14 protein-coding genes and 1 pseudogene are annotated in these 13969 nt (G+C 62.8%); 5 read left to right on the top strand and 10 right to left on the bottom strand.

Translation table 11 applies throughout. From position 1 onward, the window contains the following. Nucleotides 1-155: 155 nt before the first annotated feature. A complete protein-coding gene (locus HUN39_RS00500) occupies nt 156-1139 on the bottom strand; it encodes a beta-ketoacyl-ACP synthase III (protein WP_175092567.1) in 984 nt (327 codons plus the stop codon). 351 nt (nt 1140-1490) lie between these two features. On the opposite strand from HUN39_RS00500, the gene rimO reads away from it, so the two are divergent. Both rimO and HUN39_RS00490 read left to right on the top strand, forming a co-directional pair. Further along, nucleotides 1491-2840, top strand: coding sequence for a 30S ribosomal protein S12 methylthiotransferase RimO (rimO, locus tag HUN39_RS00495; RefSeq protein WP_175092566.1), 1350 nt, complete (start codon nt 1491-1493; stop codon nt 2838-2840). 46 nt (nt 2841-2886) lie between these two features. Next, nucleotides 2887-3207, top strand: a complete 321-nt coding sequence (locus tag HUN39_RS00490) for a hypothetical protein (RefSeq protein WP_018409060.1) — start codon at nt 2887-2889, stop codon at nt 3205-3207. A 70-nt stretch (nt 3208-3277) separates the two neighbouring features. On the opposite strand, the gene HUN39_RS00485 is transcribed toward HUN39_RS00490, so the two are convergent. The 4 genes from HUN39_RS00485 to HUN39_RS00470 all read right to left on the bottom strand — a co-directional run bounded on the left by HUN39_RS00485 (nt 3278) and on the right by HUN39_RS00470 (nt 6002). Then, nucleotides 3278-3844 carry a nicotinate-nucleotide adenylyltransferase gene (locus HUN39_RS00485; protein WP_175092565.1) on the bottom strand — a complete coding sequence of 189 codons (567 nt, stop codon included), beginning with the start codon at nt 3842-3844 and terminating at the stop codon, nt 3278-3280. An 84-nt stretch (nt 3845-3928) separates the two neighbouring features. Continuing rightward, a complete protein-coding gene (locus tag HUN39_RS00480; protein WP_175092564.1) occupies nt 3929-4243 on the bottom strand; it encodes a HigA family addiction module antitoxin in 315 nt (104 codons plus the stop codon). Beyond that, the gene (locus tag HUN39_RS00475) at nt 4215-4499 is read right to left on the bottom strand and encodes a type II toxin-antitoxin system RelE/ParE family toxin (protein WP_018409063.1); all 285 of its coding nucleotides are present in this window, start codon (nt 4497-4499) and stop codon (nt 4215-4217) included. The genes HUN39_RS00480 and HUN39_RS00475 overlap by 29 nt, the downstream gene beginning before the upstream one ends. A gap of 198 nt (nt 4500-4697) precedes the next feature. After that, nucleotides 4698-6002: a glutamate-5-semialdehyde dehydrogenase gene (locus HUN39_RS00470; protein WP_232365829.1), complete on the bottom strand. Its 1305-nt coding sequence runs from the start codon at nt 6000-6002 to the stop codon at nt 4698-4700. A 113-nt stretch (nt 6003-6115) separates the two neighbouring features. Between HUN39_RS00470 and HUN39_RS00465 the strand changes: the two genes are divergently transcribed. Next, nucleotides 6116-6844, top strand: coding sequence for a class I SAM-dependent methyltransferase (locus tag HUN39_RS00465; protein ID WP_175092563.1), 729 nt, complete (start codon nt 6116-6118; stop codon nt 6842-6844). A gap of 274 nt (nt 6845-7118) precedes the next feature. Beyond that, entirely contained in the window at nt 7119-8021 is a 903-nt protein-coding gene (locus HUN39_RS00460; protein ID WP_175092562.1) for a DMT family transporter, read from the top strand. Between the two features lie 4 nt (nt 8022-8025). Here the strand turns inward: HUN39_RS00460 and HUN39_RS00455 are convergent. From HUN39_RS00455 to HUN39_RS00435, 5 genes and pseudogenes are all read right to left on the bottom strand, one after another. Beyond that, nucleotides 8026-8244 (bottom strand): annotated as a pseudogene (locus HUN39_RS00455) (Txe/YoeB family addiction module toxin); the annotation flags it as partial. 32 nt (nt 8245-8276) lie between these two features. Further along, nucleotides 8277-8771, bottom strand: a complete 495-nt coding sequence (locus tag HUN39_RS19075) for a type II toxin-antitoxin system Phd/YefM family antitoxin (RefSeq protein ID WP_232365828.1) — start codon at nt 8769-8771, stop codon at nt 8277-8279. 139 nt (nt 8772-8910) lie between these two features. Beyond that, a complete protein-coding gene (gene lepA, locus HUN39_RS00445) occupies nt 8911-10716 on the bottom strand; it encodes a translation elongation factor 4 (RefSeq protein WP_175092561.1) in 1806 nt (601 codons plus the stop codon). Nucleotides 10717-10829: 113 nt separating this feature from the next. After that, nucleotides 10830-11423: a hypothetical protein gene (locus HUN39_RS00440; protein ID WP_175092560.1), complete on the bottom strand. Its 594-nt coding sequence runs from the start codon at nt 11421-11423 to the stop codon at nt 10830-10832. A gap of 194 nt (nt 11424-11617) precedes the next feature. Next, the gene (locus HUN39_RS00435; RefSeq protein ID WP_332310696.1) at nt 11618-11905 is read right to left on the bottom strand and encodes a hypothetical protein; all 288 of its coding nucleotides are present in this window, start codon (nt 11903-11905) and stop codon (nt 11618-11620) included. Between the two features lie 214 nt (nt 11906-12119). Here HUN39_RS00435 and HUN39_RS00430 point away from each other — a divergent pair, with 214 nt between their 5' ends. After that, nucleotides 12120-13961, top strand: coding sequence for a sensor histidine kinase (locus HUN39_RS00430; protein ID WP_210266787.1), 1842 nt, complete (start codon nt 12120-12122; stop codon nt 13959-13961). Nucleotides 13962-13969: the final 8 nt, after the last annotated feature.

Below are 13969 nucleotides of genomic sequence, written 5' to 3'. Positions count from 1 at the left end.
CTTCTGCAAATTCTCGCTCATGGTGACGCCTCTCCAATAGTCTATAAAAACGCTAGCATGAGTAGACTTATGGGGCAAGGCGAAAAAGCCGGCGTCGAGCTGGCCTGTTTGGCGTCAGTGAAGTTTGGAGTTGGACGGGCCGCGAAAGGAAGCGCCTACCAGCGCAGCACTGCGCCGCCCCAGGTCATTCCCGCGCCGATCGCCATCATCGCGATGACGTCGCCCTTTTTCAGCTTTCCGGCGCGATTGGCCTCATCGAGCGTGATCGGCATCGAGGCGCTCGACGTATTGCCGTAGCGGTCAATGTTGATCCAGCATTTCTCGAACGGAACGCCGAGATTCTGCATCGCGGACTCGATGATGCGCTTGTTGGCCTGGTGGGCGATCACGTGATCGACGTCGGCTGCGGTCAGACCGGCGGCTTCGAGCGTGTCGCCGACCACTTCAGGCAACAGCCGCGTCGCCACCCTATAGACCTCGCGCCCGCGCATCTTGATTTTGCCGGCCTTTTCTTCGAGCATTTCGGCAGATGGCGGGCGGCGGCTGCCGCCGCCATAGATGCCGAGAATGCCCGTCATTGAACCGTCCGTGCGCAGGCTCGCGGCGAGCAGGCCGCGCCCTTCCTCTTCGCTGGCGCCGAGCAAAATTGCGCCAGCGGCGTCGCCAAACAGCACGCATGTCTCGCGATTGGTCCAATCGACGAAACGGCTGAGAGTCTCGGCGCCAATCACCAGCGCGCGCTTCACCTTGCCGGTTCTGATGAACTGGTCGGCGATGGACAGACCGTAAAGAGAGCCGGCGCAGGCCGCGCCGACGTCGAAAGCGAAAGCGTTCTTCGCGCCGAGCTGCGCCTGAACAAACGACGCGCAGGACGGCGTCGGCGCATCGCCTGTCACCGTGCACACGACGATCATGTCGACGTCGTCCGGCTTTACGCCAGCGAACTGCAGCGCCTCGCGCCCTGCGGCCGCCGCCAGATCCGATGTGGCCTCATCTTCTGCGGCCACTCGGCGCTCTTTGATGCCGGTGCGGCTGACGATCCACTCATTGTTCGTCCTGACGATTTTCTCGAGGTCGGCATTGGAGATGACGCGCTGCGGCGCATAAGACCCAGTTCCGAGAACTATGGAATTCGTCAAGACGTGGCGCTTCCTTCTGAGACGGCGTGGCTGAAGCTCGTAGCGAGGCGCTATTCATTAAGAGCGGCTCAGGCCGAGCGCAAATTTTTCTTTTTTGAACTCCGGCAAGGGCGCTCATCGTCGCTGACTTATTGGCTTTTTTGCGCCAGCGCCGAAAACTCTCCCAGAACAAGGCCCTCAACTCTTTCTTATATCGCGCGCAACTAGACCAATTCGGGGCTCGTCGGAGTTGCGTTTACGGTCCACGCTATCATCTTTGCCGCCGCCGCGCTCTTCGCTCTCATTGGCGCACTGACGGCGTAACGCCGAGCCCGCGATTGCAAAGTCCGCCGCCGCATGGCAAGGGGCGCCATGCAGGAACAACAGAGGCCGCTGAGCGCCGGCCCGCGCGTCTCCTTCGTCTCGCTCGGCTGTCCGAAGGCCCTCGTCGATAGCGAACGGATCATCACGCGGCTGCGCGCCGAAGGCTACGAGCTGTCTCGCAGCCACGCCGGGGCCGACGTCGTCATCGTCAACACATGCGGCTTCCTCGATAGCGCCAAGGCGGAGTCGCTCGAAGCGATCGGCGCTGCGCTGAACGAAAACGGCAAGGTGATCGTCACCGGCTGCATGGGCGCCGAGCCCGAAGCGATTACGACGCGCTTCCCGCAAGTGCTGGCGATCACCGGCCCGCAGCAATATGAGAGCGTCCTCGACGCCGTACATCGGGCGGCCGCGCCCGCGCATGACCCGTTTGTCGATCTTCTTCCCGAACAGGGCGTGAAGCTCACGCCGCGCCACTACGCCTATCTGAAAATCTCGGAAGGCTGCGACAACAGCTGCTCCTTCTGCATCATCCCGCATTTGCGCGGGCCGCTCGTCTCGCGGCCGGCCGCCGACGTGCTGCGCGAAGCGGAGAAGCTCGCACGCGCCGGCGTCAAGGAGCTGCTCGTCATTTCGCAGGACACGAGCGCCTACGGCCGCGACATTCGCTACGCCGAGAGCATGTTCGGCGACCGTAGCGTGCGCGCGCGCTTTCTCGATCTTGCGCGCGAACTTGGCGATCTCGGCCTTTGGGTCCGCCTGCACTACGTCTATCCCTATCCTCATGTCGACGAGGTGATGCCATTGATGGCGGAGGGGAAAATCCTTCCCTATCTCGACATTCCTTTTCAGCACGCCGCGCCGAACGTGCTGAAGGCCATGAAACGCCCCGCGAATGAGGAGAAGACCCTGGCGCGCATTCTCGCTTGGCGCGAGGCGTGTCCCGACCTCGCGCTGCGATCGACGTTCATCGTCGGCTTTCCCGGCGAGACTGACGCGGATTTCGACTATCTCTTGGATTGGCTGGAGGAGGCCGAGATCGACCGCGCGGGCGCCTTCAAATATGAGCCTGTCGCCGGCGCGCCGGCCGAGGCGCTTGGCCTACCTGCCGTCCCCGACGACGTGAAGGAGACGCGCTGGAAGCGCTTCATGGAGAAACAGCACGCGATCAGCGCGCGGCTGATGAAGCGCAAGATCGGCAAGCGTCTTTCGATCATCATTGACGAACCGGGCGGCGGACCTTCTGGCGCGCTTGCCAAGGGCCGCACCAAGGCCGACGCGCCGCAGATCGACGGCGCGGCCTTTGTCGCGTCGCGGCGCCCGCTGCGCGTGGGTGACATTGTCACGGCGAAAATTGAACGCTCGGAGGCCTATGACGTCTATGGCGCAGCGACCTAGGGCAGCCCTATATTGGAGCCAAGGATAGATTTGGGAGAGAAGCGCCATGACCGAAGAACCGCAAGACAAGGGCACGCCGCCGCAGGAAACCCCGGCGCCAATGCCCGATAGGCCGACGCAGCCGCAGCTGCCCAAGTTCGTAATTCCACGCAGCCTCTACATCGCGACCGCGCTGATCGTCATCGGCTCATTCGCCATTACGCTCTTCGTGCGCAATCCCTATACGCAGTCCGTGACCGAAGGCGGCGGCTTTTACGAGCACAGCACGGACAATTCGGCTCTGATGTGGGTCGCGATCTTCGTCGGCATTCCTCTGAGCTTCTGGGCCTATAAGCGCTGGATATTGCCGCTCTTCGAGCGCAAATAAGGAAGCATTCTCCGCCGAAGGCGAAGCCGGAGCGTCCGAAATTGCGTCAAATCAAGAAACCGGAGCGCGGTTATGAACGCGTTCCTGCGCGCAGTTCTGTCGACGAATGCTCGAGTCTCGGCCCGTGCAGGTAGACGATAGCCGGCGGGGGCGTCACGGCGAGGATACCGGCGTCGTGCTCGGACAGCCGCGCGCGCTCAAAGAAGACCGCCGCCTTTGCGTTGGCGGCTTTGAGCGTCGCGCCCGGCCGGTCGATGACAGCGATCGGCGTCGTCCGCGCAATGTCCTTCCATCGCCGCCAGCGATGAAACTGCAATAGATTATCCGCGCCCATGATCCAGACGAAGCGCACGCCCGGACAATGCGCGTGCAGGAATTCGAGCGTGTCGCAAGTGTAGCGTGCGCCGATCTCAGCCTCGAATCCGGTGAATGCGACTCGCGGATCGCGCAGGATTTTTTTCGCCGCCGCTATTCGCGCGTCAATCGACGGCAGTTCGCTTGCGTCCTTGAGCGGATTGCCGGGCGAGACGATCCACCACAGCCGATCGAGCTTCAGGCGCGTCAGCGCCACGCGCGAGACCAGCGCATGGCCCTCATGCGGCGGATCGAACGAGCCGCCAAAGAGACCGATGCGCATGCCGGGCGCGTGAGGCGGGAGACGGACGGGGGTGGAAGTCATCGAGCCGATATGCGGCGCAAGCTTGGGTTAGATCAAGCGTTCTCAGGCGGCGCGCGGCTCGATCGCGCCGAGCTCGGAGCCGATCTGCCGGCGCCGGGCCATAAGGTCATAGTCCGCCTGCAGCCCGAGAAAGAAGCCTTCCGAAATCCTGAAATATCGCGCCAGACGCAAATCCGTGTCGGCGGTGATCGCGCGCCTGCCAAGAACGATCTCATTGATGCGGCGGGGCGGCACGCGAATGGCGCGCGCGAGCGCATTCTGGCTCAGTCCCATCGGCTTCAAAAATTCCTCGGCAAGAATTTCGCCCGGGGTCGGGTTGGGCAACAGCTCAGTCATGGTAGTCGACGATCGTGACATCGGACGGCCCTCCCTCGATCCAGATAAAACAGACGCGCCATTGGTCATTGATCCTGATTGAATGCTGGCCGAACCGATCGCCTTTCAGCGCCTCAAGACGATTGCCCGGCGGGACGCGCAAATCGTTCAATATGCGCGCTTGATTGAGCAGGCGCAGTTTGCGCAGAGCCACGGCCTGAATGTCAGGCGGCAGCCTGCGGCTGCGATGACCCGACCAGATCGATTCAGTCTCGGAGTCAGCGAAACTCCTGATCATGAAAATTTATAACGCATAACGTTATACGCTTCAATTGCCAGCGCAAGCGAAACAGGAGGAAAGAGCGCTTCGGCGGCCGATCGAACAGTCGTGGGAAACCGTCATATGCCGATAGCGGAAAGCGAACCGGCGCTCAAAACGCCTTCAGAAACTGCGCACGCTCGCGGCAGAGTCACTCTTCAGATTTGGCTTCGCCACTCACCCCCGCACCTGGCCGTCGCCGTAGACGCGATATTTGAACGAGGTCAGCTGTTCGACGCCGACGGGTCCGCGCGCATGCATACGGCCCGTGGCGATGCCGATCTCGGCGCCAAAGCCGAACTCGCCGCCGTCGGCGAATTGCGTCGAGGCGTTGTGCAGCACGATCGCGGAATCAACCTCGTTCATGAAGCGCTGCGCCGCAGTGGCGTCGCGCGTGATAATGCAATCGGTGTGATGCGAGCCGTAAGTCTCGATGTGATCGATCGCGCCCACTAACCCGTCGACGACCCGCGCTGCGATGATGGCGTCGAGATATTCGGCGCGCCAGTCGTCTTCGCGCGCCGGCCTCACGCGCGCGTCCGCGGCTTGAGAGGCTGGGTCGCCGCGCACTTCGCAGCCTGAATCGATCAGCATCGAAACGAGCGGCTGAAGGTGGGTCGCGGCGCAGGCCTTGTCGACGAGCAGCGTCTCCGCCGCGCCGCAAATGCCGGTGCGCCGCATCTTGGCGTTGAGCAACACGCGTTTCGCCATGTCGAGATCGGCGTCCTTATGCACGAAAACATGCACGATGCCCTCGAGATGCGCGAAAACCGGCACGCGCGCCTCTTGCTGCACGCGGGCGACGAGACTCTTGCCGCCGCGCGGCACGATCACGTCGATATTGCCGTCGAGGCCCGCGAGCATCGCGCCAACGGCGGCGCGGTCCGCGGTCGCGACAAGCGAGATCGCCGCTTCGGGAAGGCCTGCGGCCTTCAGCCCCGCGACGAGGCAGGCGTGAATGGCTGCCGAGGAGCGCAGGCTCTCCGAGCCGCCGCGCAGAATCGCGGCGTTGCCGGCCTTCAGACACAGAGCGCCGGCGTCGGCGGTGACATTGGGCCGGCTTTCATAGATTACGCCGATGACGCCAAGCGGCGTTGAGACACGCTCGATCTTCAGGCCGTTCGGGCGATCGAAACTCGCCAGAACGCGGCCGACCGGGTCCGGCAGATCGGCGATCTCCTCCAGTCCACGGGCGATCGCCTCGACGCGGGCGGCATCGAGCGTCAGCCGATCGAGGAAAGACGCCGCCGTTCCGCGCGCCTTGGCGTCAGCGACGTCGAGCGCATTGGCGGCCAGTATGGCGTTGCTCTGGCGGCGAATTTCGCCGGCCGCTGTGCGCAACGCCTTGTTCTTGGCGTCGGTGGAGGCGAGCGCCACCGCCCGCGCCGCTGCGCGCGCGGCGCGCCCCAGCGCGACAAACGAGTCGCTCAGCGTCGCGTCTGCGCCGCCTGCCTGCGGCTCGCTGCGGAATGCCTGCGTCATAGCTTTCTCACGGGATATGCTGGAGTTTCGCTAACATGGCGGCCCCGGCAAGAAAAGCCGCCCTCAAGAAAAGCCGCCCTTGCGAGGCCTGTCGCGATATGAAAAAAAGCCGCATGTCCGCGCTTCAAGAAAATCCATTCACTGGGCCCATTGCGGCCGAATATGACGTGCTGCGGCTGATGTGTCCAAACGCCGCCACGCTCGCCAAAAAGATCGGCGACCGAATCGCCGAGTGGCGTTCCGACGCAGGGCCAATCGATGGCTTCGAGATCGGCTGCGGAACGGGGATCAGCACGCTCGCGGCGCTCTCGGCGCGGGGCGACCTGAAGCTCACCGCGATCGACAGCGCCGGCGAAATGCTGGATCAGGCGCGAACCAATCTCGCCGATTACGCCCTGGCGGGCCGCGTCGAATTTATCGAAGCCGATGCGCTGTCGGCGCTGCGCGCATTGCCCGATGCGCACAGGGATGTCGTCATTTCGAATTACGCGATCCATAACTTCCCTGACGACTACCGTAAGGCCGTGGTTTGGGAGATTTTCCGCGTCCTGAAGCCGGGCGGAATTTTCGTCAACGGCGACCGCTATGCGATGGACGACCCGGCGGCGCATCTTGCCGATACGCAAGCCGTGGTGCGGGGTTGGTTCAAGATTTTCACGAAGATGAACCGACTCGATCTGCTCGAAGACTGGATCGTGCACCTGCTAAGCGACGAATCCCCTCTGCACATCATGCCTTTCGCGCCGGCGCTCGAGCAGTTGCGCGCTGCGGGCTTCGCGCCGGTCGCGGTTGAATTCCGCGACGGCGTGGACACGCTGGTGACTGCGGTCAGGCCTGACTAAGAACGCATGTTGATCGGATAAGGTTTCCTCATCCTGAGGAGCGTGCGCAAGTCGCGGTTTACCCGACTTGCGGATTTAATGTCGATCTCGGGCAGGCCCGAGATCGAAGGGCGCGTCTCGAAGGACGAGGAAACCTTCGTTCGCATCCTCTGTTCGCCCTCGCGCTTCGAGACAGCGGCTGCGCCGCCTCCTCAGCATGAGGGCGTAGGCGGCCAAACTCGCGCCGCTCGCAACGCCAACTCCCGCTCTCGCTGATCATGCGTTATAGCGCGCCATGGACCTCGCGCTTCTCGCTCTCTTCGCCTCGCTCGTCACCGCCATCTGCCAATCCGTCACCGATCTCGGCACCAAGGCCGCGACGCGAACGGCCGACGATCGCGCCATTCTCGCCGCGCAATGGTGCGCGGGCGCTGTCCTGCTGAGCCTTGCTTGCGTCATCTTCTATCCTGGCCTTCTCGGCGCGCCGCGCGAAACGCTTGCGTCGCTGACGAGGCCCGAATTCTGGAGTCTCCTCGCCTGGTCGGGCGCGCTCAACGTCGTCGCCTATGTGCTGTACATCCGCGCATTTCGACTGTCAGACGCGTCGCTGGTCGCGCCGCTTGTGCTGCTCACCCCTGTGTTGATGCTGTTCACCTCGCCGATCATGACGGGCGAGCATGCCCCGCCGATGGGCGTCTTCGGCGTGCTGTTCACCGTGCTCGGCGTCGGATTGCTCGACGCCGACCGGGCAAACGGGCGCCGCTTCAACTTCCATGTCTTCGCGCGCGATAGAGGCGCGCGGATGATGATTGGCACCGCGGTGATCTGGAGCGTCACCGCCAATATCGACAAGCTCGGCGTCAGGGCGTCGACGCCGCTCGTCTGGATAACAGCGGTGACGATCGTCATTTCGCTGTGCGCCCTGCTCTACTGGGTCGCCGGGCGCCGGCCCGCGCCAAGCGCGTTCAATTTGCGTTACGCCATCGGCGCGGGTTCGGCGATGGCCTTCGGCAACACGTTGCAGATGTGGGCGCTCACCGTGCTGTTCACGCCTTACGTGATCGCCATCAAGCGTCTATCGGCGCTCTTCACGGTTGTCGCGAGCGGACGTGTGCTGAAGGAGGAGTCGAGCGGCCGGCTGCTTGGCGCGGCGGTGATGTTGCTTGGCGCGGTCATGATCGCGCTGGCGCGGGAGTAAGCCGTCAGTAATGGTAGCGGCACTGAGCAATCAGCAAGGCGCCGTCTTCGACGCGATAAACGAGGCGATGCTCGCGATCGATGCGGCGTGACCACCAGCCGCGTAAATCGCCACGTAAGGGTTCCGGCTTGCCAAGGCCCTTGAATAGCGTCCGCCTGCATTCCTTTATGAACACATTGATGCGTTCGAGAGTTTTTTCCTGCACCCGCCAATGGAGATAATCGGCCTAAGCCTACTCGGAGAAGACGAGCTTCATTAAACGAGCTTGCGTTCATTGCCGCACCCCGCATCGAGTTCCTTGATGGCCGCACCAAGGCGCTCGGCGTTGCACGGGCTTTTCAGAAGATGATTCGTCTCCGAAATGCCCCTGATCGTAGATCGCTGATAGACGATGTTCGGAGCATCTTGATTCTCGGCCAGTCTGAACACGTAAGAACGATGCATTCCACGTACTTTGTGCGCCTTGAATCGTTTCGCGGTAACCAACTCTTTCCAACAAAAAAGCCATATTCGGTCGATCGCATAATGGTCATCGAGATGGACGAACAGCAGATGAGTGGGGCATTGCTCACCGTCGTAGGTCGGAATAGGACTCGTTTGCTTCCAGCCTTTACCCCAACCTTTTCTTGTCTTGACCGAAACGCGCCAGCCGGCAGGAGTCTCGAAATCGTGCTCGTGCCGATCGCCGACCAAGGAGCCGCCGAAGAGCGTCTTTCCAATATATTTCGCCGAGCCAACCGACGTGCTCATTGCCCTTTAATCGATTGCCGACGGCATGCTCCGTGATGCGTTCGCGAATGCGCCGCTCGATCTCGGAAAGCTGGATGAAAAGCTCTGAGAAATCCGCTTGCAATAGCTCCAGAGCCGTCGGATCGGCGGCCGCCATCCGTCACTCCTCCATCTTCAGCGCGGCGATAAACGCCTCCTGCGGAATCTCGACGCGGCCGAACTGGCGCATCTTCTTCTTGCCTTCCTTCTGCTTCTCCAGGAGCTTGCGCTTGCGGGTCACGTCGCCGCCATAGCATTTCGCCGTGACGTCCTTGCGGAAGGCGCGCACCGTTTCGCGGGCGATGATCTTGCCGCCGATCGCCGCCTGAATCGGCACCTGGAACATATGCGGCGGGATCAGCTCCTTTAATTTCTCGCACATCTGCCGGCCACGTCCGTCGGCGCGGGTGCGATGCACGAGCATGGAGAGCGCGTCGACCGGCTCGGCGTTGACGAGAATGCTCATCTTGACGAGATCGCCGACGCGATAGTCGGTGATCTGATAATCGAAGGACGCATAGCCCTTCGAGATCGACTTCAAGCGGTCATAGAAATCGAACACCACCTCGTTGAGCGGCAGATCGTAGACCGCCATGGCGCGTTTGCCGACATAGTTGAGATCGACCTGCACGCCGCGGCGGTCCTGACAGAGTTTCAGCACCGAGCCGAGATAGTCGTCGGGCGTCAGGATCGTCGCCCGGATCCAGGGCTCCTTGATCTCTTCGATCTTCACGACATCCGGCATGTCGGCGGGGTTGTGCAGCTCGATCTCGTCGCCGTTCGTCAAGGTGATCTTGTAGATGACCGACGGCGCCGTCGCGATGAGGTCGAGATTGAATTCCCGCTGCAGCCGTTCCTGAATGATTTCGAGATGGAGCAAGCCCAGGAAACCGCAGCGGAATCCGAAGCCGAGCGCGGCGGACGTCTCCATTTCATAGGAGAAGCTGGCGTCGTTGAGGCGCAGCTTGCCGATCGCCGCGCGCAAATCCTCGAAGTCGGCGGCGTCCACGGGGAACAGTCCGCAGAACACCACGGGCTGCGCCGGCTTGAAGCCGGGCAGCGCCTCGGCGGTCGGCTTCTTGTCGTCGGTGATCGTGTCGCCAACGCGCGTATCCGCCACCTGCTTGATCTGCGCCGTGATGAAGCCGACTTCGCCGGGACCAAGCGACGCGACATCCTGCATTTTGGGACGAAAGACGCCGATCTTGTCCACTTCGTAGTGGGCGTCGGTCGCCATCATCTTGATCTTCTGGCCCTTCTTCAGGGTTCCATCGAAGATTCGCACCAGCACGACGACGCCGAGATAAGCGTCATACCAGCTGTCGACGAGCAGCGCCTTCAAAGGCGCCTTCTCGTCGCCATTTGGCGGCGGCAGGCGCGTGACAATCGCCTCGAGCACGTCCGGAATGCCGATGCCGGTCTTGGCCGAAATGAGCACCGCGCCCGAGGCGTCGAGCCCGATGACCTCCTCGATCTGCTCCTTGATGCGGTCGGGCTCGGCCGCCGGCAGATCAATCTTGTTGAGGACGGGAACGATCTCATGGCCAGCGTCGATGGCCTGATAGACATTGGCCAGCGTCTGCGCTTCGACCCCCTGGGAGGCGTCGACGACAAGCAGCGAGCCTTCACAGGCCTTCAGCGAGCGGGACACCTCATAGGCAAAGTCGACGTGGCCCGGCGTGTCCATCAGATTGAGGACGTAATGCTTGCCGTCCTTGGCCTTGTAGTTGAGGCGCACCGTCTGCGCCTTGATCGTGATGCCGCGCTCGCGCTCGATATCCATCGAATCGAGCACCTGCTCGACCATGTCGCGCGCGGCGACAGTCCCTGTCTCCTGAATGAGCCGGTCGGCCAGGGTCGATTTGCCGTGGTCGATATGCGCGACAATCGAGAAATTGCGGATGTTTTCGATCTTATGGGCGGTCATGTGCGCGGGGATAGCAGCGCCCGCCAAGGAATGAAAGGGCGCGTCAGCCCGCGCCCGGCGCCATTTCATTCTTAGGCTGGCGCCCCAGCGCGCCGCCTGAGCCTTCTGGAAGCCTACTTCTTCTCCATCCGCGCCTCGAGCTCCGCCTTGCCCTTGTTAAAAAGCTCGATAGCTTTGGGCACGGCCCAGCGGATGAAGGCGTCCGCCGCCTTCACGGCCATGCAGCCGACCTGGGTCACGACCGAGACCGTCTTGTCGAACCAGGGCAAAGCCGGGCTGTCGGCGGGAATCTTGCCTCTTACCCAGGCGACGCCATCCCTGGTCTTTTCCGAGATGAGGCTCCACAGCACGACGGCGGGATCGGATGAGGGCGCGGTGGCGATCGCGTGGCGCAGCCGCACGACCTCCGCCGTAGCCTCGTCGGCCCGGCGATTGGCGGCTTCGAGCTGCCGGGAGGTCTCAAGCAGTTTCGTCGACGCCCCGGCGTTCTCAGCGGCGAGGCGGTCGCGCTCGGCGGTCATCGCCGCCAGGCTGTCGCGAACATCGTCGCGCTCCTTGGCGTAGGCGTTCGCCTTTGCGACGATCTCGGACTTCTCGAAAATCTGCCGGTCGCGCTCCATGCGCGTCGCTTTGAGCTGCTCCTGCAGATTGGTCAGTTCGGAGCGGGAAACCGTATCTTCGGGTTGCGAGGAAGTTTCTTCGGACATGGCCGCCTCCTTTAGGGAGAGGATGGCTCGCGATGTGCGAACGGGTCGCGCGAGCAAAAACGGAATGGCCTCGGTGGCGGTTCGGCCTCAAAATCGCGCGCCAAGCGCGACCATGTTTAGTGTCAAAAAACTGATTTTGCAAAAACCGCCGCAGCAGCGCGGCTATTGCACACTCTACCCTCGTGGATTGGCTGTTACTGCGCGCGACCGGCGGCGGACTGCACGCGCTGCGCCGCCGAGAGGCAGTCGCGCGGCGCCGCCAGACATTTATCGCGCGCTGCGCCGGCGAGCGCGTCGCCGCCGGCGCGAATCAGCGCGGACGCTTTCTCGATAGAGTCCAGTACGAGGCCAGCCGCGTGCTGGGGCGCAGAAGCGCGGACGGCTGCGCTTTTCGGCGCAACTGGCGCGTGATCCGCCCGCCATTGCAGGGCGACGCAGACGAGGAGAATGCAAATCGCGCATTTGGCGAGAAAAACCAACACTCGTCTCCTTCAGGGAAAGCGGCTTTCTTTGTAAGTGATGTGGCCGCCAGGTTGAGCCTTCGTAAACGCTCCATCGATTCTGTCCCTGAAAGTTACGGCAATAAAATGCAAACCATGTCGATGCGTCGCCGAGCGGCTGTTGACGCTTACGCATCGGCTTAGCGGCTGCTTAAGGACGCCCTGCTATCGCTATTGCCGATAAGGAGCGTACGCCTTGAGTAGCATTGCCGACGATAGCCCCTACCCGTCCTGCGTGGACGCCGCATTGCATGAGCGGGTCGCCGGACGACCGGTGGAAGAGGCGCGTCATCGGGCATTCATCATTGCTCGGCTCGTCGTCGCCGCCTGTGTCCTGCTCTCGGCGCCGCTGTTTCTCTTCTTCCACGGCGCGCCGACGACAAGCGACTGCGTCCTTTTCCTGCTTGCGCAGATCCCGCTCGCCTCCGTGATCTTGTTATCGCGCGCGGGAGATTTGCGCCTTGCGCGGAGCCTCTCGATCGGCGGCTGGCTGGCGATGGCGACGGCCATCCACGCGCTAATGCCGGGCTACGACGCGCTTTCAATCGCGCTGTTGCTCGTTGCGCTCGTTGAGGCTGCCCTGACGCCCGACGTCGGCGCGGTCATCGTCATAGAAGTGGTCGCCATCGCCGCCCTCGCGCTGACAGCCGGTCTCAATCTGCAGGCGCCGCGCGAATTGCTGACCGAACATGCAACGACGACTGTCCTTCTCGGAGCGCCGCTGTTTCTCTATATCGCCGCTCTCGTCTTCGGCGCCGTCCGGGTCGAGCAGGCTCGCGCCTGCGCCGAAGCGCGCAACGACCGCGACCTCATGCTCCTGACAGGCGCCGTTGGCGACATCCTGCTGCACCTCGATCGCGCCGGCTTCGTCAACGCGGTCCTGGGCGACGGGCGCCACGTCTTTGATCTCAAGCGCGATCTGATCGGCCGCGAATTCTTCAAGCGTATTCACGTCGCCGACCGACCGAGCTTCCTCAAGGCGGTCTCCGACGCCGTCGACGGCAAGGCGGTGGCGACCGCCGTTCGCGTTCAGGTTGGCGTTGCGAGCAATGCTTCCAGCGAATTCGTCGCGCCCGTTTTCAACTCTTTCGAGGCGCGTGTGCGCCGCGCTCAGTCCAACGGCGAGGAAGGCGAGGCGGAGGCCGTCCTCTGCGTCCTGCGAGACGTAAACGCCACGCTCGAAGCCGATATCGCGCGTGCGGCGGCTCACGCGGCAGCCGAGCGCGCCGCAACCAGCAACGTGCGCCTTCTCGCCAATGTCAGCCACGAGCTGCGCACGCCGCTCAACGCCATCATCGGCTTCTCCCAAATGTTGGCGACCGACGAGATTGCGCCTTCCGAACCCGCCAAACAGCGGGAATATGCGTCAATCATCAGCGACTCCGGCCACCATCTGCTCGAGATCGTCAACTCCATCCTGGACATGTCCAAGATCGAATCCGGCGCCATGGAAATCGCCGCCGAGTCGTTCGCTCTGCGGACACTCGCCGATCAGTGCTGCGACATGATGCAGCTGAAGGCCGATCAGTCGGGCGTAACGCTCGCGCGCGAATATGCCGATGCCCTTGGCGAGATCGTCGCCGACAAACGCGGCTGCAGGCAGATCCTGATCAACCTGCTCTCGAACGCACTAAAATTCACGCCGCGCGGCGGCACGGTCAAGCTGTTGCTTCAGGTCGAAGGAAATCACGTCGTCGTCACCGTCGCCGACGATGGTGCAGGCATCGCCGCAGGCGATCTCGCGCGGCTCGGCGATCCCTTCTTTCAGGCGCGCGCGTCGCTTGAACGCGGGCATGAGGGAACGGGCCTCGGACTTTCCGTGGTGCGCGGACTCGTGGGTCTGCACGGCGGCTCGATCACCATCGAAAGCGGACCGCAGGCGGGCACCATGGTTTCTGTGCGCCTGCCGCTCGACTGCCGTAACAGCGGCGCAACCGGCGCTCCGGCAAGAATCGCAACGATCGCGCGACTTGGCGCGCCGCCAAGCGCGGCCGTCGTCGTCGGCGTAGAACCAGCAACGGTGAAGAAAATTGCGTGACGCCTCGC

The organism is Methylocystis silviterrae, assembly GCF_013350005.1.
Classification (GTDB): Bacteria; Pseudomonadota; Alphaproteobacteria; order Rhizobiales; family Beijerinckiaceae; genus Methylocystis; species Methylocystis silviterrae.
This window is presented reverse-complemented; position numbering and strand designations above follow the sequence as displayed.